14 protein-coding genes are annotated in these 18374 nt (G+C 65.4%); 10 read left to right on the top strand and 4 right to left on the bottom strand.

What is annotated here, in order from left to right; all coding sequences use genetic code 11:
* Positions 1-11: 11 nt before the first annotated feature.
* The 5 genes from AAGD32_00805 (at position 12) to AAGD32_00785 (ending at position 5562) form a co-directional block, all read left to right on the top strand.
* Positions 12-1142, top strand: coding sequence for a glycosyltransferase family 4 protein (locus AAGD32_00805; GenBank protein ID MEM8872772.1), 1131 nt, complete (start codon positions 12-14; stop codon positions 1140-1142).
* 1 nt (position 1143) lies between these two features.
* Complete coding sequence (locus AAGD32_00800; protein ID MEM8872771.1) at positions 1144-1854, top strand: sulfotransferase family protein; 711 nt, start codon at positions 1144-1146, stop codon at positions 1852-1854.
* 69 nt (positions 1855-1923) lie between these two features.
* A complete protein-coding gene (locus AAGD32_00795) occupies positions 1924-2712 on the top strand; it encodes an FkbM family methyltransferase (GenBank protein ID MEM8872770.1) in 789 nt (262 codons plus the stop codon).
* Positions 2709-3881: a glycosyltransferase family 4 protein gene (locus AAGD32_00790; protein ID MEM8872769.1), complete on the top strand. Its 1173-nt coding sequence runs from the start codon at positions 2709-2711 to the stop codon at positions 3879-3881. Before AAGD32_00795 ends, AAGD32_00790 begins: the two co-directional genes overlap by 4 nt.
* Before the next feature lie 58 nt (positions 3882-3939).
* Entirely contained in the window at positions 3940-5562 is a 1623-nt protein-coding gene (locus tag AAGD32_00785) for an exosortase/archaeosortase family protein (GenBank protein ID MEM8872768.1), read from the top strand.
* A gap of 30 nt (positions 5563-5592) precedes the next feature.
* Here AAGD32_00785 and AAGD32_00780 read toward each other — a convergent pair whose 3' ends face one another.
* The 4 genes from AAGD32_00780 to AAGD32_00765 all read right to left on the bottom strand — a co-directional run bounded on the left by AAGD32_00780 (position 5593) and on the right by AAGD32_00765 (position 11779).
* The gene (locus AAGD32_00780; protein MEM8872767.1) at positions 5593-7830 is read right to left on the bottom strand and encodes a hypothetical protein; all 2238 of its coding nucleotides are present in this window, start codon (positions 7828-7830) and stop codon (positions 5593-5595) included.
* A gap of 161 nt (positions 7831-7991) precedes the next feature.
* Positions 7992-9779 (bottom strand): single-stranded-DNA-specific exonuclease RecJ, encoded by a 1788-nt coding sequence (gene recJ / locus AAGD32_00775; GenBank protein ID MEM8872766.1) that lies wholly within the window; start codon positions 9777-9779, stop codon positions 7992-7994.
* Between the two features lie 79 nt (positions 9780-9858).
* On the bottom strand, positions 9859-10347 hold the full coding sequence (locus AAGD32_00770) for a sulfite exporter TauE/SafE family protein (protein MEM8872765.1): 489 nt from the start codon (positions 10345-10347) through the stop codon (positions 9859-9861).
* A gap of 55 nt (positions 10348-10402) precedes the next feature.
* Positions 10403-11779 (bottom strand): hemolysin family protein, encoded by a 1377-nt coding sequence (locus AAGD32_00765; GenBank protein MEM8872764.1) that lies wholly within the window; start codon positions 11777-11779, stop codon positions 10403-10405.
* Between the two features lie 49 nt (positions 11780-11828).
* Between AAGD32_00765 and ade the strand changes: the two genes are divergently transcribed.
* From ade to AAGD32_00740, 5 genes are read left to right on the top strand one after another with little or no spacing between them, the layout of a single operon-like run.
* Positions 11829-13544: an adenine deaminase gene (ade, locus tag AAGD32_00760; GenBank protein ID MEM8872763.1), complete on the top strand. Its 1716-nt coding sequence runs from the start codon at positions 11829-11831 to the stop codon at positions 13542-13544.
* A gap of 9 nt (positions 13545-13553) precedes the next feature.
* Complete coding sequence (locus tag AAGD32_00755; protein ID MEM8872762.1) at positions 13554-14465, top strand: aldo/keto reductase; 912 nt, start codon at positions 13554-13556, stop codon at positions 14463-14465.
* 44 nt (positions 14466-14509) lie between these two features.
* Positions 14510-15499 (top strand): aldo/keto reductase, encoded by a 990-nt coding sequence (locus AAGD32_00750; protein MEM8872761.1) that lies wholly within the window; start codon positions 14510-14512, stop codon positions 15497-15499.
* Positions 15500-15529: 30 nt separating this feature from the next.
* Positions 15530-17065, top strand: a complete 1536-nt coding sequence (locus AAGD32_00745) for an adenylate/guanylate cyclase domain-containing protein (GenBank protein ID MEM8872760.1) — start codon at positions 15530-15532, stop codon at positions 17063-17065.
* Positions 17062-18309: a GAF domain-containing SpoIIE family protein phosphatase gene (locus AAGD32_00740; GenBank protein ID MEM8872759.1), complete on the top strand. Its 1248-nt coding sequence runs from the start codon at positions 17062-17064 to the stop codon at positions 18307-18309. The genes AAGD32_00745 and AAGD32_00740 overlap by 4 nt, the downstream gene beginning before the upstream one ends.
* Positions 18310-18374: the final 65 nt, after the last annotated feature.

Below are 18374 nucleotides of genomic sequence, written 5' to 3'. Positions count from 1 at the left end.
CGCTCCGGGCGATGACCCTGGGCGTGGGCTGGTTTCCCAAACAGCCCGGCGGGCTCAACCGGTACGTCCACGGTTTGCACGGGAGCCTCGGCTCGGCGAGTATCGACCAGAAGCTGCTGCTGGTTGCGGGTGAGTCGGAGGAGATTGAGGCGCGCGAGGAAGTGGCGTCGGTCGCGGGCCCGGACGAGCCGGTGTTTCGGCGCTTGCTCCGGATGCGCGGCGCGGTGCGGGCGAGTCTGCCGGACGCCGATCTCGCCGTGACGCACTTCGCCTTGTACGCCCGCGGCTGCCGGGATCTGCTTCGCGATCGGCCGCATGTCGTGCACTTTCATGGCCCGTGGGCGGCGGAGAGTTCACGTGAGGGACTCGGTCGGATCGCCACGCACATCAAGCACCGCGTCGAACGCGCGGTCTACCGCACCGGCGACCGTTTCATCACACTCTCCAACGCCTTTGCGGACATCCTGGCCAAGGACTATGGCGTCGATCGCGCACGCATTACGATCATTCCCGGCGGCGTCGACATCGAGCGGTTCGACGCGTCCATGCCACGGGCCGATGCCCGGGCCCAACTCGGCTGGCCGTCCGATCGGCCGATCGTCGTCTGCGTACGGCGCCTTGTCGCCCGCATGGGTCTGGAATCTCTCATGGATGCAACGGCGACCTTGCGCGAGCGGCACCCGGACGTGTTGGTCCAGATCATCGGCAAGGGCCGGCTCGCCGACGCGTTGGAGCGTCGTGTGCGCGAGGCGGGGCTCGCCGATCACGTCGAACTTCTCGGGTACATGCCCGACGAGCAGTTGCCGTTGGCGTACCGGGCGGCGGATTTGAGCGTGGTGCCGACGCAAGCGCTGGAGGGGTTCGGACTGATCGTGGCCGAATCGCTTGCCGCCGGGACGCCGGCCTTGGTCACGCCGGTCGGCGGCCTGCCCGAGGTGGTGCAGGACTGGCGAGCCGATCTCGTGATGCCCGGAACGTCGAGTGACGTGATCGCGCATACCCTTGCCGCCGCGCTGTCCGGTGAGATGCAGATGCCGACGGCCGAGCAGTGCCGGGCGTATGCGGTCGATCGGTTTGCGTGGGACCGCATCGCCGGGCAAGTCGCTGGGGTTTATCGTCAAGCAGTCGATCTGAGTAAGTGACATGAGTTCAGCAGCGAGCAATCCGCAAAATGGCAGTGCCGACCGTCCGAAGGTGTTCTGCATCGGCTTCATGAAGACCGGCACGACGTCGCTGGGTGCCGCACTCGAGGTGCTCGGTTATCGCGTTGCTGGGCCGTTCGGGATCCATGATCCTCGGATTGCCGAGCATGCTTGGCCTCGGGCTCAGGAAGTTCTCGAGCACTACGACGCGGTGCAGGACAATCCCTGGCCGGTGCTGTTTACCGAACTCGACGCCGCTTATCCGGGCAGCAAGTTCATCCTCAGCACGCGCGACCTGCGGAGTTGGATCGGGAGCGTGGAGCGATACTTCGGCCCGAAGTACCGGACGCCGATGCGCGACTGGATCTTTGGACCTGCCGACAACGAGGAACGCCGCGAGAAGTACCTGGCCCGTTACGAGCGTCACACCCGCAAGGTTCGGGCGCATTTCGCCGGACGCGACGGTGATCTTTTGGAGATCGACTTGTCCCGTGACGCGGGCTGGGGCAGGTTGTGTTCGTTTCTCGAGTGCCCCGTCCCCGATGCGCCATTCCCCTCACTCAACACGTCGAAATCCAACGCCCGGCTGAGCAGCGTCATCGGTCGCAAGTCGCGCCGCCTGGGCCGATTGCTCGGGCTTATCCCCGAGCCACGCGAGTGTTGGCCGCCGGTGCCACGCGACGCCGACCCGACCATACCCGCTCCCCGATAGCTCCCACGCCGACCGCCTCCCCAGTCCCGCCCGGAAGGAAACCCACTTGTGACCCGACGTCCCGTTCTCATGTCGCTGATCCCCCCGAAGCTGCGGGCGTCGGCGTTCTATCGGATGTACAACCCGGTGCCCCCGACCTACGCCGGGTTGTTCGACGGCGCGCCGTTGCACTTCGCGCCGGACGTGCGGATGAAGTTGGTGCCGACCGATGTGCTGCATGGGTGCATCGCGATGACCGGTTACTACGAGTGGCCGTTGTCGCAGCGTGTGGCCGAGGGAGGAAGCGGTGGTGGGCTGTTGGTCGATGTCGGGGCGAACGTTGGCTACTTCACCTTGCTGTGGGCCGCGCGGGGCGGGCGTGTCATCGCGTTCGAGGCCTCGCCGCGCAACTTGCCGTTACTGCGTGAAAACGTCGAGCGGAACGGTCTGGGGGATCGCGTCGATGTCCGTGGGCTTGCCGCCGGTCGGGAAGACGGCTTTCTCGAGTTCGACCTCGGCCCGGACGAGCAAACCGGCTGGGGCGGTTTCGCCGCGGAGAAGTCGGAACAAACCGTCCGTGTCGACGTGGTCCCGCTCGACACCGCCGTGGGTGGCGAGCAGCATATCGACCTGCTGAAAATCGACACCGAAGGTGCCGATGCGTGGGTCCTGGAAGGTGCGCAGACGCTGTTGCGTGAAAAACGGATTGGCGAGATTCGGTTCGAGGAGCACAAGCCACGCGCCGCCGCCTTGGGCATCAAGACCGGTGAAGTCCAGCAAATGCTGCGTGACCACGGCTATGAGGTTCGCGCCGACTCCGACCCGGCCAAGGATCAGGTGGACTGGGTCGCCACGCCAGTCGGGGCGGCGGGTTCATGACGCGGCTGCTCGTGGTGAGTCACACCGCCAAGCTCGGCGGCGGCGAGATCGCGCTCGCAAACCTTCTCACCCATCTACACCAAGCGGATGACGACCGCTTTAAGCCCGAGGTTGTCGTGTTCGAGGATGGGCCGCTGGTCGATCGGCTCGGTTCGGTCGGCATCCCGACGACGCTGATGCCGCTCGGAGAGCAGATCCGTGCCGCGAGTAAGGACGCCACCGGCATCCGGTCGATCGGCAAACTGCCCGCCGCGATGAAGTTCGTTGGCCGACTCAAACGCCACATCCGGCAAAGCGGTGCCGAGCTGGTGTACTGTAACTCGCTCAAGGCCGACGTGCTCGGCGGTGTGGCGGCGCGGCTCGCGGGCGTGCCTTGCATCTGGCATGTGCGTGACCGGGTGGAGCCCGACTACCTGCCGGCGAAAGTGGTGCCGGTGTTCAGGAAGTTGGCCGCGTGGGTGCCGGCGGGTGTCGCGGCCAACTCCGAACACACGCTCGCAACGCTGCACTTGCCGCGGGAGAAGCCGACGCAGGTGATCTACTCGGGCGTGGTGCCGCCGGCCGAGGTGGCGGACGAGCCGGACGGTCCGCCGGTGATCGGGCTGGTCGGGCGGTTGGCGCCGTGGAAAGGTCAGCACGTGTTCCTCGAAGCGGCAGCCCGAGTTCGCGCGGACATTCCAGACGCGCGGTTTCGTTTGATCGGTTCGGCGTTGTTTGGCGAGGATGATTACGAACGCCGCCTGCGCGATCGGGCGGAGCGGCCGGACTTGTCCGGGGCGGTGGAGTTCAGTGGGTTTCGGGACGACATCTGGTCGGCACTTGCCGAGTTGAACCTGGTGGTCCACGCGTCTGTAACGCCTGAACCGTTTGGGCAGGTCGTGGTCGAAGCGATGGCCGCGCGGCGGGCCGTGATCGCGACCGATGGCGGCGGTGTCCGGGAAACGGTCGTCGACGGGCAGACCGGCGTACTCATCGCGATGGGAGACGAAGACCGAATGGCCGAGTCGATGGCACGCCAGATCGTCCGACTGTTGCGTGACGACGACCTCCGACATCGGATGGCGGCGGCGGGCCGGGACCGGGCGCTGTCGACCTTCCACATTTCTCAGACTAGCCAAACCTGCCTGACGTTAATCGACGAGGTATTGTCTAGGCGGGCGAGGCGTTGACGGGTCGGACGCCGGTCTCACGCCGGAGCCGCCGTGGACACGCCCGTGGCCTTTGTTGATGATCATGACCACCGTCTCTGTTAGCCAAACGGACGCATCACCTTCACCGACAGCCGGCAGCGGCGGGTGGTCGGCCCGGCAGTACGCACTTACGGCGTTGCTTGCCGGGGTCGGGATCATCGCGACGTTCGACGTCTGGTCCGACTTGGCGTGGCGGGGCACGCAGGATGAAGAAGCGAGCCACATCCTGCTCGTACCGATCATCGTGATTTGGCTTGCGTTTCTGCGCCGCAAACGCGCCGCGACGGCGGTCGTGCGTGGCCAGTGGGTCGGCGTGGCGATCACCGCGCTCGGTTGGCTGTGTTACACGATCGGCGATGCGTTCCTCATGCTCAGCCTTTGGCAGCTTTCGGCCGTCGTCGTGCTGGTCGGAACCATCGTCACCGGCCTGGGCACGGACGTGCTCAAGCGCTTCGCGCCGGCCATCATGGTAATGATCTTTCTCGTGCCGCTCCCCGCGATCGCACGCCAAAACATCACGCTCCCGATGCAACAGTCGGCCGCCGTGGTTACGCAACTGATCCTCGACGTCATCGGCACGGGTGTCGAGCGGCAGGGCAATCTGCTCACGATCAACGGGACGCCGGTCACAGTCGCGGAGGCATGCAACGGGCTCCGCATGAGCCATGCGTTGGTGTTGGTGTCGGTGGCATTCGCCTTCGCGACACCGATGCGAACGTGGGTGCGGTTGGCCGTGTTGGCGTTGTCGCCGGTGTTCGCGGTGGCGTGCAACATCCTTCGGCTCGTGCCGACGGTCTGGGCGTACGGGTACATGGAACCCGAGAGCGCCGACCTGTTTCACGACATGGCCGGCTGGGTGATGTTGCTCGTCGGCTACCTGGTACTGACCGGTTTTGTCTGGTCGCTGGAATGGCTCGGATTACCGGTGATGTTGCCCAAGGCACGGGCGTTTGCAACGGCCGCGCTGGGGACGGTGGGTCGGCCCTCGGTTGTCGCGGTGGCGGCGAGTTCGGTCGTGCTACTCGCGCTGATCGCCGAGCGGGTTTACTGGCAGATCGAGCCGGGTGATGCGACCGCGTACCAGGCAGGGATCGCCGAAGCGGCGGAGGCGTTGCCGTTCCAGACCGGGTCGTGGTTCGGACAAACCATGCCGGTGCCGACGCAGGCGACCGAGTTGCTCAAGCCCACGGCGTTGGTCAGTCGGCGTTACTCCAACCTGTCGGGCACGGCGGCCGTCGGGCTGCTGATGGTGCATGTCCAGGACAATCGCGACCTGCTCGGGCACTTCCCACCGGTCTGCTATCCCAATCAGGCTTGGACGATGCTGTCGCAGGAGCCGGTCGTGTGGGAAGTCGATGACATGACGATCGACGGCGTGCGATACCGGTTTCATCCGCCGGGGAGCCGGGAAGATCATCCGCCCGTGACGATTCTGAACTTCATCACGGTCCCCGGCGGCGACCGGACGTTGCGGGACATGAACGAGCTCGAAGACGCCGTGAAAGACCGCAGCCGACTGCATTACGGCGCCGGGCAGATGCAGTTGCTGTTTTACGCCGGCGAGGACGAGGCGCGTCAAGCCGAGGTGCTGGCGGAGTTCATCCGGCTGGGTCGTCCGATGATCGAAGCGATGATGGCCGAGCCCACGCTGGTTGAGTGAGGCGGCGAAGCTCTTGGCCGTTCGGTGGCTTCACCGTTTCCCGCGTGGGCGAAGCGGGGACGTGTCGTCGTCGTCCGAATCGCCATCGGCTCCGCCGGCGAAGAGCGAGGGCGGGATGCTGCCGGCCGGCGGGAGGGTTTGGCCGAAGTTGCGTTGGAGAATTAAGGCGTCGAACAGGTCGACGTCGCCGTCGTAGTTGAGGTCGCCCTGAGAAAAGACCGGATCGTCGGTGTCGCCGAAGTTGCGTTGGAGTGTCAGTGCGTCGAACAGATCGACGTCGCGGTCGCGATCGAGATCGCCAGCAAGAACGAAGAAGTCGAGTGTGACATCGGTTGCGAGTGCGGGGCCGACGTTGCCGTTGTTGCCATCGACTGCGGCATTGGCCGAGAGGGTCGCACGATAGTTGCCGTCGGGCAGGATTCCCTGCTCGAAGCCGGCGAACGAAAACGCGGCGATGTCACGCTCGGTGTCGATGACGAGATGCGTCGCGTTGATGTCGATCCGGACGCCCGTGTCTAGGTTGGTCAGGACGAGGTCACCTTCGTCCAGGGCCGAGGCAAAGCCGGCATCCATGCGAATGGTGACGCTCTGGCCTTGCTCGAACTCGAACCGCGTACCGCCAACGAGCACGTTGCCGCCGTCGACGAAGAATCCGTTTCGGTGCTCCTCGACCCAACCCAGCAGGGCGCGGTTGAGCGTGGCCTCGTCGTTCGGCTGGTTGTAGTACTCCTTGTGTCCCCACTGGCCGGTGTTCCATTTGGCGACATCGGTGTAGGCGGTCGGCATGGTGCCGCCGGCGTCTTCCCAGGCTTCGAGCGCGTTGCGGTACGCCTGCTCCATCCGCGGGTGGCGAGTGACCGATTGGAGGGCGGGAACGAGGTTCGGATGGGGATTGGCACCGCCGGCACTGATGCGGTCGAGGTGTTGGTTGCCTTCGTAGGCGATGAGCGGGATGCCGCGTTGCTGGGTGCGGAAGGCCGCGTTGGCCCACTGGTCGGCCGCATCGACGGTGTCGGCGGCGATACGGTCAAACACCTCGTCGTAGTCGAGATCGCCGGCGTTGGCGTTGATGTACTCGCCGGTCTCGCGGCTGGTGAAGTAGTACGCCACGCCCGCGACATCGACATTCTCGGCTCCAGCACCGTCGATCCGCAGGCCAAGACCGCCGGGGTTGAACGTTTGTCCCGCGATGACGCGGACCATGCGATCGACACCGCCGAGCTCGGTTTGAAAAACCGCGAAGATCTCCGCGCTGCGTCGGCCGTGGGCCGCGTCGTGTGAGATGCCCCATTGCTCGGCGAGCATCGCGACGTGATCGAACTGAACGCGGAACGGTCCCGCCGAGTTCCAGGTTTCGTTGGAGTACTCGACCCAGACGTCCAGCTCCGGGTTGAGGCGAGCGTTGAACAGCCGGGCCAACTGCGCGACGTAATCGTCGTTGGCAGCGTGGGGCACGTTGATCCAGATGTCCTTGCCCGTTTCGTTGGCCAAGTCGATCATCACCTCGTAGGGAACCCCGGCTTCCCAGCCCCAGTGTGCGTCGCTGAGCTGTGGGCGGTCGGACCATTCGACGTCGGTGTTGCCGTTGGTGACGTTCCAGTCCATGAACCGCAGCACCGGATGGTCGGCGAGGTTGGCCTTGAACTCGTCGGTGAATCGGCTGGGGGCGTCCTCGCGATCGGGCAGCCAGACACGGATGTTGCGGACCGGATCGGCCGGGTCGGATTCGATGATGTTCAGGAAGATGTTGCCTGCGGTGTTGTGGACGTAGATCTTGCGGTTGGGGCCGGGGTCAGGGCCGGTGTCCTTTTCGTAGATGTGTTGCCCGCGGATCTGGACATCGCCGGCACCGTCCCATTCGACGACGTACTCACCGGTGGGGTGGAAGCCTTCGGTGTCCTGGAAGATCGGACTGCGGGCGGCCTGGCCGGGCGCGAGACCGGCGGGGTAGCCGTCCTCGGTCAGGGGGAGCGACCGGCCGTCGTCCCAGACACTGCCGTCGACGGGGCCGGAGATCCAACCGTTGTTGTGCTTGGCGACGTCGTTGAACGGAAGGTTGACCGCGACGGTGGAGACGCCGTTGAGCCCGATCGCGCTGCCGGGCAACCGGACGATCTCGCCCGCCGCGTTACGCAGCACCTCCGACGCAACCGGGGCCTCGACCGCAGGGGCTTCGTGGAAGAGCGTGGACGAGAGGAGCCGGCGATTTTCGAGCTTCTCGAGCATGGCGTTGAAAAATTTGTCTTGGGCGAAGGATGTCGGTTTCATACGGACAAATCCGGCACTTTCGGTACGAAATGGCGGTTGATCGCAAGTTTACAGATGACCGCCGACCCCGCGACAAAAATCGAAAAATTACCCATTTTTACATCACGGCCGGTAATCAACGGGGATGCGGTCACAAATCCGACGCCGCCCGCGCGGCTTCGTTACCGGACGGTGATGTCGCGAACCTCAAGCTCGACGCTGGTCATTCCGTTCCAATGGTTGAGTGACGGCACGCCGGCGATGTCGAGCCGTTGGCCTTGGCGGAGCTCCGTCGCGTGCGGTCCCATCTTGAACGCGATGCACTTCATCGGCGTTTGTCCTGAGCGGACGCGCAGCTGCAGGTGGTCGCCGTTGCGGCCGACGGGCCTCGGGTCGGCCGCGAGCAGGACGTTGCGGAACACGAACACCGGCCGACTGTTGCCCGCGCCGAACGGGCCGAGCAAGGCGAGCTGTTTGACCAACGCCGGCGTGAGTTGATCGAGCGTTGCCTCGGCGTCGATCCGCAGGCGGGGCACCAGGTCCGTCGGCTCAAGTAGGTCGTTGGCGTGGGCGGTCAGTGCATCGCGGAACGCGTCGAGGTTCGCCGCGTCGAGCGTGAGCCCGGCGGCCATCGCGTGGCCGCCGTGGCGTTGGAGGTGGTCGGTGCAATGCGCCAGTGCGGCAGCGAGGTCGAAGCCGGGAATGCTGCGGGCGCTGCCGGTCAGACTTCCGTCCTCGCAGCCGGCGAGCACGACGGTCGGCCGGCAGTACCTCTCAACGAGCCGCGAGGCCACGATGCCGACCACGCCCTGGTGCCAGTCATCGCCAGCGACGACGATCGCGCGGCGGTCGTCGGTCGCGAAGCCGGCGGATTCGATCTGCTCGATCGCCGCGGCGACGATCTCACGCTCGGTTGCCTGGCGGGTGGTGTTCTGTTTCGCGAGGAACTCGGCGATGTCGACCGCTTCGTGCAGCGGGGCGGTGGTGAGCAGATCGACCGCCTGCCGTGCGTGGCCCATCCGGCCGGCGGCGTTGAGGCGCGGGCCGACCTTGAAGCCGACGTCGAACGCGTCGACATCCTGACCGTCGAGCCCGGCGACCTTGATCAGCGCTTTGACGCCGTCGAGGTTCGAGTGCTTGAGCCCGGCCAGTCCGTGTCGGGCAAGCACGCGGTTCTCGCCGGTCAACGGAACCACGTCCGCGACGGTCCCGAGTGCTGCCAGCCCGACCGCGTCGACGAGGAAGTCGCGCAGCTTCGGATGCACCCGGCTACCGCCCGCCACGCACCGGCCCACCGCCCACGCCAGCTTGAACGCCACGCCCGCGCCGCACAGGTCGTGATTCGCATATCCCTCGCCCGCCTGCGGATGCACGATCGCGCAACACTCGGGGAAAAGGGGACTGTCCCCTTTTTGTGTGGGCGTGTGGTGATCGGTGATGATCAGGTCGATGCCGCGATTAGCGGCGATGGTGGCTTGCTCGGTCGCAGTGATGCCGCAGTCGACGGTGACGATCACGTCCACGCCCGCATCGGCCAGCGCCCGTACCGCATCGCCGTTGAGCCCGTAGCCCTCCTCGATGCGGTGGGGCACGTACGTCGCGACCTCGCCGCCGAGGAGGGTGAGGGTGTGGTAGAGGATGGCCGACGCGGTGATGCCGTCGACGTCGTAGTCGCCGTAGATGACGATCTTTTCGTTCTGCCGCAGCGCCTTGGCGAGTCGGTGGGCGGCGTCATCGCAGCCGGGCAGGTCCGACGGATCGAGCAGGTCCGCGAGCGTCGGCTTGAGGAACTTCCGCGCCGCCTCCGCATCATGGATGCCGCGCTGTTTGAGCAGCCCAGCAACCAGCTCCGAGACGTCCGTGTCCCGTGCCAGGTCCGCACAATTGTCCGGCCATGCCCGCACTTCCCACCGCTTGCGCGGCAACGTCGGTGCGTCCGATTGTGTCCGTGCGGTCATCGTGGCGTCCATGCGATCCCAGAGTATGTCGAGATCTGGCCGAATGCGAAAACCACCGTAGAACCGCGTCGGGTGGCGGCGCGGTTCCTGATCAGCCGGTGGTGCCGGGCAGCACCCACTTGTTCACTGCCCACAGTCCGCCGGCAAGGGCGACGAGGACCGTGCTCATCACAACCGCTCGGCCGAGACCCACGCCGGCGGCTTTGCCGAAGATCTGGTAGCCGGCGACGTACACGAGGATGAACCCGAACGTCAGCTTCAGCACGCCCGTGTCCAGCGCGTTGGCCGCCCACGCGCCGAAGTAGCTGCCGATGAACACGCCCGGGAGCATCCAGGCGGCGGTGGCGATCTTGAGCGTGCCCTCGCCGTAGTACTTGACCATCGCCGGAATCTGCAGCGGTGACGCGATCACGCCCAGACTCGTTCCTTGAGCGGACTTTTGATCGAAGCCGAGCAACAGCACCAGCACCGGCACGATCACCGCGCCGCCGCCCAGGCCGGTGAAGGCGCTGAACACGCCGATGAAAATGCCGAAGGGGAGTAGGAAGTACGGGTTGGTCGATGAGACGAAGTCGGGCATGGAAAACACCGTACTCGCCCCGGCCCGTTCGCTTAAGCGAACAGGCCTAACGCATTCACTCACCCGCGTCCGCAATCGGCTGCTCGATGACAACGTGCAGCGTCTTGCCTTCGATCTTGGCGACGCGGACGGTGCGATCGGCGACGGGGACGGTGTCGCCGACCTTGGGCCAGCGGGACAGTTCGTGGGTGAGCCAGCCGCCGAGCGTGACCACGCCGGCGTCGTCGAACACGTCCTCGGGCAGCGCGAGTTTCTCGGCCACGTCACGCAACGCGATGTCCCCGGTCGCGTGCCAGACGCCGTTACGTTCTTCGAGTTCGCTCGCACCGTCGCGATCGTCGAACTCGTCCTCGATGTCGCCGACGAGTTCTTCCAACACGTCTTCGAGTGTGACGATTCCTTCGACCGCGCCGTACTCGTTGACCGCCGCAGCCATGTGCGAGTCGCCGGTCTGGAACTGCTTGAGCAGGGCGTCGATGGGCTGCGTGTCGGGCACGAACGGCATCGGCCGCATGATCGCCTTGAGGTCCACCGCGCCCGTGCCGATCGCGTGCATCTCACCGCCGGGCTTGTCGCTGGGAATCGCCATCAACTCGTCGGGCTTATCCGGATTTGGCTGAAGGTGCATTCGCCCCGGCACCAGGGCCAGCACGTTGAACACGTCGCGCAGATGCACCACGCCCAGGATCGTGTCGAGCGATCCGTCGACGATCGGCAGGCGGGTGTAGGGTGCGTCGCGCAGCGTCTGGAGAATGGTCGCGAAGTCGTCGTTGAGCCGGAGGAAACGGACGTCCTTGCGGTGGGTCATGATCTCGCGGACGCGGATGTCGCCGAGCTTGCCGGCGGTGCGGATCATGCGTTCCTGCTGCGCGTCGATGACCGCGCCACCCTTGGCGATGGCGGCGAGGGTGGCGATTTCGTCGACGGTGACCGACGTGCCGTGCCCGTGTCCGCCGCCGCCCTCGAAGGGCTTGTTCACGAAGCGGATCGCCGCGAGCACCGGCCCCATCGCCCAGACCAGGAACCGCATCGGTCGGCCGCTGATCGTCGCGACCGTCGTGTTGTACTTCACGCCCATCGTCTTGGGCAGGATCTCCGTGAACTGCAGCATCAGCACGGTGAAGACCGCACCGAAGGCGAAGACCGTCCACCCGCCCTGGTAGCCGTAGAGCTCCATGAGCCGCTCGAACTCCGCACCGGCGACGGTCGCGCCGATGGTGTGGGCGGCGGTGTTGCAAATCAGGATGACGCTGATCGGCTTCTCGACGTTTTTCTTGAACGTCTCCCAGATCTCGCCGATGACCGGGCGGGTGCGTTTGAGTTCGCCGACCTGACCCGGCGTGAGCGAGAGCAGGGCGGCTTCGAGCAGCGAACAAATCGCGCTGATCCCCAGCGACACACTAACGGCGGCAAAGAGCAATAGAAACGTCACGACGGCAACAGTGTAGTGATGTGAAACGTTCTGTCGTTACACTCGGCTCATGCATCGCCACTTTGACCTCTCGGAGTTGCTCGCCGTGGCCCGCGGAGATGCCGAGGCGGACTTGATCCTTGCCGACGGTTGCGTCGTCAACGTGTTCAGCGGTGAGATTGAGCGGGCCGACGTCGCGATCCACGGCGGACGGATTGCCGGTGTGGGTAAGTACAAGAAAGCGGTTGAAGTCGTCGAAGCCCGTGGGGCGTACTTGTTGCCCGGGTTGATTGATGGGCATGTGCATGTCGAGAGTTCGTTGTGCGTGCCGGGGCAGTTCGCACGGGCGGTGGTGCCGAGGGGGGTGACGCATGTCGTGGCCGACCCGCACGAGATCGCGAACGTGGCCGGCGTGGCGGGAGTGCGTGCGATGGCGCGCCAAGCGTCGGCGCTGCCGGCCCCACGGTTTCACTGGGCCGCTCCGAGTTGCGTTCCTGCGACCGACATGGGCACCGCCGGCGCGACGCTCGGTGCCGACGACCTGGCCCGGCTCAAGCACGACGGCGTTGTCGGCCTGCTCGCAGAGGTCATGAACTTCCCCGGCGTGGTCCAAGGTGATCCCGACATGCTCGCCAAGCTCGCCGCCTTCGACCTGGCCAAACGCGACGGGCACGCACCGGGGCTTTCGGGCAACGCGCTCAATGCCTACGCCGCCGCCGGCATCGACTCCGACCACGAATGCACCACTATCGAGGAAGCCGCTGAGAAACTCGCCCGTGGCATGTACGTTCTCATCCGCGAAGCGACCAACGCTCACAACCTCGACACGCTTCTGCCGCTGGTCAACGAGAAGAACAACCGACGCATTTGCTTCTGCACCGACGACCGCACGCCTGATGATCTGTTGGCCGAAGGCTCGATCGACATGATGGTTCGTCGCGCGATCGCGTTCGGGATTGAGCCGGTGACGGCCGTGCGGATGGCGACGCTCAACACCGCCGAGCGGTTTGGCCTCGTCGGCAGTGGAGCGATCGCGCCCGGATACTTCGCCGACATCGTGCTTGTCGGCGATCTGACCGAGATGGACGTCAAGCACACGATGGTCGGCGGGCGACTGATCGACGCGGACGTGCTGATCCAAGCCGCCAAATCGGCCCCGCCGGTCGACGCATGGGGCAAGTGCGTCGTCCCTGACGAACCTGATTTCCGTATTGCTGCGAAGGGGCACAAGCTCCGCGTCATCGGTTCGCTGGAAGGTCAGTTGCTCACCGAGGAGCGGCACCTGAACGCGAAAATCGTCGACGGTCATGCGGTGTCAGACATCGCGAACGACGTTCTCAAGATGGCAGTGATCGAACGCCACGGAAAACACGGTCATGTCGGTCTCGGTTTCATCCAAGGCTTCGGTCTCGAGCGCGGCGCGATCGCCGGCACTGTCGCCCACGACCACCACAACCTCGTCGTCATCGGCGCCGACGACGCGAGCATGACCGCCGCCGCTCGATGCGTCGCCGACATGCATGGCGGGCTCTGCTGCGTCGATGGCGACAAGGTCCTTGCCCAACTCCCGTTGCCCGTCGCCGGCCTGATGAGCGACGAGCCGATCGAGGACGTCCGCCATCGAATGGCCGACCTGCTCGCCGCCGCGAGAAAGCTCGGCAGTCCGATGCACGACCCCTTCATGGCGATGAGCTTCATGGCGTTGGAAGTCATCCCCAAGCTCAAGATCACCGACCGCGGCCTGGTCGATGTCGAGGCGTTCGGGTTCGTGCCGTTGTTCGTGTAGCGTGCCGATATGCAAACCACCACGCTCGGTCGAACGGGTGTCAACGTCAGCATCGCCGGGCTCGGCTGCGGTGGGCCGAGTCGGTTGGGACTGCGTGAGGGTTACGGCAACACCGAAGACGACGCGGTCCGGGTCGTCCGACACGCGATCGATAAAGGTGTCACGCTGATCGACACAGCCCGCGCCTATGGCACCGAGCCCGTCGTCGGTCGGGCGATCCGGGAGAGCGGCCGGCGTGACGAACTGTTCATCACCAGCAAGTTTCGGGTCGGCGATCACACGCCTGAACACTTTGCGGAGGCGATCGACACGAGCCTTGCCGAACTCGGTGTCGACATGATCGACGCCTACCACGTTCATGGCGTGTCACGGGATGAGCTGCCGCGGGTGATGGACCAGATCGTTCCGGTGCTCCGTGACGTGCAGGCTGCGGGAAAGATTCGTTTTCTCGCGATCAGCGAACTTTTCCAAGCGGAGCCGAGTCATGCGATGGCCCGTGATCTCTACGCCGAGCCCGAGTGGGCCGAGGTGTTCGACATCCTCATGGTCGGCTTCAACCTGCTCAACCCCTCGGCCCGTCGATATGTCTTGCCACACACACGGCGGCTGAACATCGGTACGCTGTGCATGTTCGCCGTCCGTCGCGCGCTGACCGATCCCACCAAGCGGGCCGAGGTGTTGGACCGGATAGACATGGCCGCCGACGTGCTCGACTTCCTCGGAGACGGCCCGGCCATTACCGACGCCGGTTACCGCTTCGCCCGTCACGAGCCCGGCATCGACGTCACCCTCTTCGGAACTGGCAACACCGCCCACCTTGACGCGAACCTCGCGTCGATCAACGCCGACCCGCTCGATGACGGGGTGCTTCAAGCATTGGAAGCTCGCTTCGGCAAATGCGAGTCGGTATCCGGCAACTAAAGCCCACGGCTGAAGTCGTGGGCTTTGCCGCTATGCTCATCCGCATGCAACACACCACCCTCGGACGCACCGGCCTGAAAGTTTCCAAGCTTTGTCTCGGCACGATGAACTTCGGGCCGCAGACGTCCGAGGCGGATTCGTTCGCGATCATGGACCGGGCGCTGGAGCTCGAGGTGAACTTTTTCGACACCGCCGACGTGTACGGGTGGAGCAAGGGCGAAGGCGTCACCGAGAGGATCATCGGCAACTGGTTTGCCCAGGGCGGTACGCGGCGGGAGCAGACGGTGCTTGCCACGAAGGTCTTCGGCGACATGGACAACGACGACCTGCCCGACCGCAACCTCAAGCGCGGCCTCTCGGCACGTAAGATCATTCTCGAATGCGAGCACTCGCTCAAACGACTGCAAACCGACTGGATCGACGTCTACCAGATGCACCACATCGCGCGTGAAATGCCGTGGGAGGAGTGCTGGCAGGCGTTTGAGACGCTGATCAAACAGGGGAAAATCTTGTACGCCGGCAGCAGCAATTTCGCCGGCTGGCACATCGCCGCGGCCAACGAGAACGCCAAGCGGCTCGGCATGCTCGGGCTCGTATCGGAGCAGTCGAAGTACTCGCTCCTCGACCGCGCGATCGAGACTGACGTGCTGCCGGCTTGCGAGCACTATGGCGTCGGCGTCATCCCGTGGTCGCCGCTGGCCGGCGGGTTGCTCGGCGGTGTGCTCAAGAAGCAGGCCGAAGGCGGACGCCGCGCCAGTGAGCAGACACAGAAGCGGATCGAAGACCTGCGTCCGCAGTTGGAAAAGTGGGAGAGTCTTTGCGACGACATCGGTGAGAAGCCTGCCGATCTGGCGATCGCGTGGATGCTCCAGGACGACCGCGTCACCGCCCCGATCATCGGCCCGCGCACGATCGAACAACTCGAAGGCATCTGCCGAGCGGTCGACATCAAGATCGACGGCGGCCACATGAAACTCCTCGACGAGATCTTCCCCGGCCCCGGTGGCCCGGCGCCCGAGGCGTATGCGTGGTGAGCCTTGGTGGGGATGTGCTACCCTGCGGCGGTGCCGCTCGAACTGGCCATCCTGCACGCCAAGCAGAAGCAGCGCGTCCCGCTCGACGGGCCGGCCGTTCTCGGGCGGAGCAAACCCGGCGCGGAACCCGACATCGACCTTTCGTTCGACGCGTCGATCAGCCGACCCCACGCGAAGTTGTTTCCACGTGGCGAGGTGTGGTTCATCGAAGACCTCGACAGTCGGTGGGGTACCAAGCTCAATGGCACCGAGATTCGCGGCCGGGGTCCACAGCCGTTTCGTCCCGGCGACACGCTGATCATGGGTGAAACCACGCTCCGCCTGCACGGTGCAGGCGCGAGCACCGCACCGGGGGCGATTCTCAAGACACCGCCCGGAACCGTGCGCACGGCGCTTGCCGCCGCCGATAGCAAGCCACCGACCGGTGCCAACACCGAGCGGTTGCAGATGCTGTATGAGCTGCCGCTGAGTTTCGCCGAAGAGGCGGACGCGGACGGGCTCTTGCAGTCGGTGGTGGATCGGCTCGTGGCGGTGCTGCCGAACGTCACGCGGGCGGGACTGTTGCTGGTCGAGGGTGATGCGCTGCTTCTGGCGGCTCATGTCAGTCCGCCGGGCGTCTCCGCCGCCGTTAGCGAAACCCTCGCCCGACGGGTCATCGACTCCGGCGAAGGCATCATCTGGCGTGACGACGCGCCCGGCGGCGACGCGGTCACCAGCATGATCCGCCAGAACGTCCACACCGGCATGTACGCGCCGTTGACCTTCGGCGGTCACACCTACGGCGCGCTCTGCGCCGACAATCCGTCGAGCGGTGCCGAGTACGCCGAAGACGACCTTCGGCTGATGCTCGCCGTCGCCAACTACGCGGCGATGGCGCTGACCAACCTGCGCCTGCAAAAAGAGGTTCGCCGCGAGGCCACGGCCAAGGCGAACCTCGCACGGCAATTTTCGCCGCAGGTGGTCGAATGGCTGTTCAAGCAGAAGGGCCGAACGCGGCTCGGCGGTTCACGGCTGGGCGTCACGATCCTCACCAGCGACGTGCGCGGCTTCACGCGGACCAGCGCGGACATGGAGCCGGATGATGTGGTCGACATGCTCAACGCGTACTTCACCGCGATGGTGCCGATCGTGCATGCCGAGGGTGGGATCGTCGACAAGTTCATCGGCGACGCGATCCTGGCGATCTGGGGCTTCCCGCCGCCTGACGAGCAGCAACACGTCCGCGCCGTCCGTGCCGCGCTGGCGATGCGTGGCGCGATCGCGCACATCACCGCCGAACGTACCGCTGCCGGGTTGCCCATCTGCGAGATCGGGATCGGCGTGCACAGCGGGGAAGTGCTGCAGGGGTTCATCGGTAGCGATGACCGTCAGGAGTTCACCGTGATCGGCGACGCGGTGAACAAGGCCGCCCGCTACTGCGACGGCGCGCTGCCCGGCGAAGTGCTCATCAGCCCGCAGGTCCATGCCCGCGTGTGGAAACACTGCACGGTCGAGAGCCACGAGATCGACACGAAAAACGAAGGCAAGTTGCGCTGTTTCCGTGTGCTGGAAGTGGGGGATGAATGACCCCCCAAGATCTGACACGTGTGCTGGAAGTGACCCGCCACATCGCCCAGGGCGTCGAGTTGCCGGAGGTGCTTGCGGCGGTGATCGAGTCGGGGCTTGCGGTGACCGAGGCCGAACGCGGCAGCGTGTTCCTCCACGACGAGCCGGCGGGCGAACTGTTCATGTTCGTCGGCACCGGCGTCGATGGGCCGGCCATTCGCATCCCGTCCGACCGCGGCATCGTCGGCGAGACCGCCCAGACACGCACCACCATCAACATCCCCGATTGCTACGCCGACCCACGCTTTCACGCCGACACCGACAAGGCGACGGGCTTTCGGACGCGGTCGATGTTGTCGATACCGCTTGTCGGCCTCGACCGCGAACTGGTCGGCGTATTGCAACTGCTCAACCACGCGGACGGGCCGTTCGACGCGCATCACCAACAACTCGCCGAAGCACTCGCGGACCAGGCCGCGGTCGCCCTCCAACGTGCCCGGTTGCTCGAAGACCGGCTGGCCAAGCAACGGCTCGAACAGGAAATCTCCATCGCTCGGCAGATCCAGGAGGACGTGCTTCCGAACGAAACGCCTGCGGTGCCCGGTTACGAGATCGCCGCCCACGCCGACCCGGCCGAGGAGACCGGTGGCGATATCTACGACTTGATCCCGCTTCCCGACGGTCGCATATGCATCTTCCTCGCCGACGCGACGGGTCACGGCGTCGGCCCGGCGCTGTCGGTGACGCAGGCGCGGTCGATGCTCCGCGTCGGGCTTCGGCTCGATGCCGACCCCGCGACGTTGCTCAACGACATCAACGCCCAACTCGCCAACGACCTCTCGGCGACCCGGTTCATCACCGCGTTCATCGGCATCCTCGACCCGGCGACCCACACGCTCACCTATGCCGCGCCCGGGCAGGCGCCGCTGGTCATGCTCCGCGTCGATGGCACCGCCGATGTCCGGGATGCGACGCACATGCCGCTGGGAATCCTCGAAGACTTGCCGTCTGAGGAAGCCGAGCCATTCGGGCGTCACTTTGCCTTCGACGTCGGGGACATGCTGTTGCTGCTGACCGACGGTTTCTACGAAGCCCAGAATGCCGCCGGCGAGGAGCTCGACCAGGGCCCGCTCATCGTTGCCGCGAGTCAACCCGGAAGCGTGGCGGACGTGTTGGCGCGGCTAAAGAATGTCGTTGCTGCTCATGTCGGCGATGGCCCGCAAACCGACGACCAGACCGCCGTGATCCTGCGTCGGTCGCACTGATGATTCGGGCACGAAGCCCACGCAAACCTTCCGTCACGTTGACCGGCGACGGCGGAATCTCAATC

It is taken from the genome of Planctomycetota bacterium (assembly GCA_039182125.1).
In the GTDB taxonomy this organism is placed as follows: Bacteria; Planctomycetota; Phycisphaerae; order Tepidisphaerales; family Tepidisphaeraceae; genus JBCDCH01.
Note: the sequence above shows the minus strand (reverse complement) of the source record. Positions and strands in the feature narration are given on the sequence as shown.

Coding starts and splice junctions, on each gene's coding strand:
- AAGD32_00805 (MEM8872772.1), top strand. CDS start 12: ATGACCCTGGGCGTGGGCTGGTTTCCCAAACAGCCCGGCGGGCTCAAC.
- recJ (MEM8872766.1), bottom strand. CDS start 9,779: ATGGACGCCACGATGACCGCACGGACACAATCGGACGCACCGACGTTG.
- AAGD32_00780 (MEM8872767.1), bottom strand. CDS start 7,830: ATGAAACCGACATCCTTCGCCCAAGACAAATTTTTCAACGCCATGCTC.
- AAGD32_00790 (MEM8872769.1), top strand. CDS start 2,709: ATGACGCGGCTGCTCGTGGTGAGTCACACCGCCAAGCTCGGCGGCGGC.
- AAGD32_00750 (MEM8872761.1), top strand. CDS start 14,510: ATGCAACACACCACCCTCGGACGCACCGGCCTGAAAGTTTCCAAGCTT.
- AAGD32_00795 (MEM8872770.1), top strand. CDS start 1,924: ATGTCGCTGATCCCCCCGAAGCTGCGGGCGTCGGCGTTCTATCGGATG.
- AAGD32_00755 (MEM8872762.1), top strand. CDS start 13,554: ATGCAAACCACCACGCTCGGTCGAACGGGTGTCAACGTCAGCATCGCC.
- AAGD32_00800 (MEM8872771.1), top strand. CDS start 1,144: ATGAGTTCAGCAGCGAGCAATCCGCAAAATGGCAGTGCCGACCGTCCG.
- AAGD32_00785 (MEM8872768.1), top strand. CDS start 3,940: ATGATCATGACCACCGTCTCTGTTAGCCAAACGGACGCATCACCTTCA.
- ade (MEM8872763.1), top strand. CDS start 11,829: ATGCATCGCCACTTTGACCTCTCGGAGTTGCTCGCCGTGGCCCGCGGA.
- AAGD32_00770 (MEM8872765.1), bottom strand. CDS start 10,347: ATGCCCGACTTCGTCTCATCGACCAACCCGTACTTCCTACTCCCCTTC.
- AAGD32_00740 (MEM8872759.1), top strand. CDS start 17,062: ATGACCCCCCAAGATCTGACACGTGTGCTGGAAGTGACCCGCCACATC.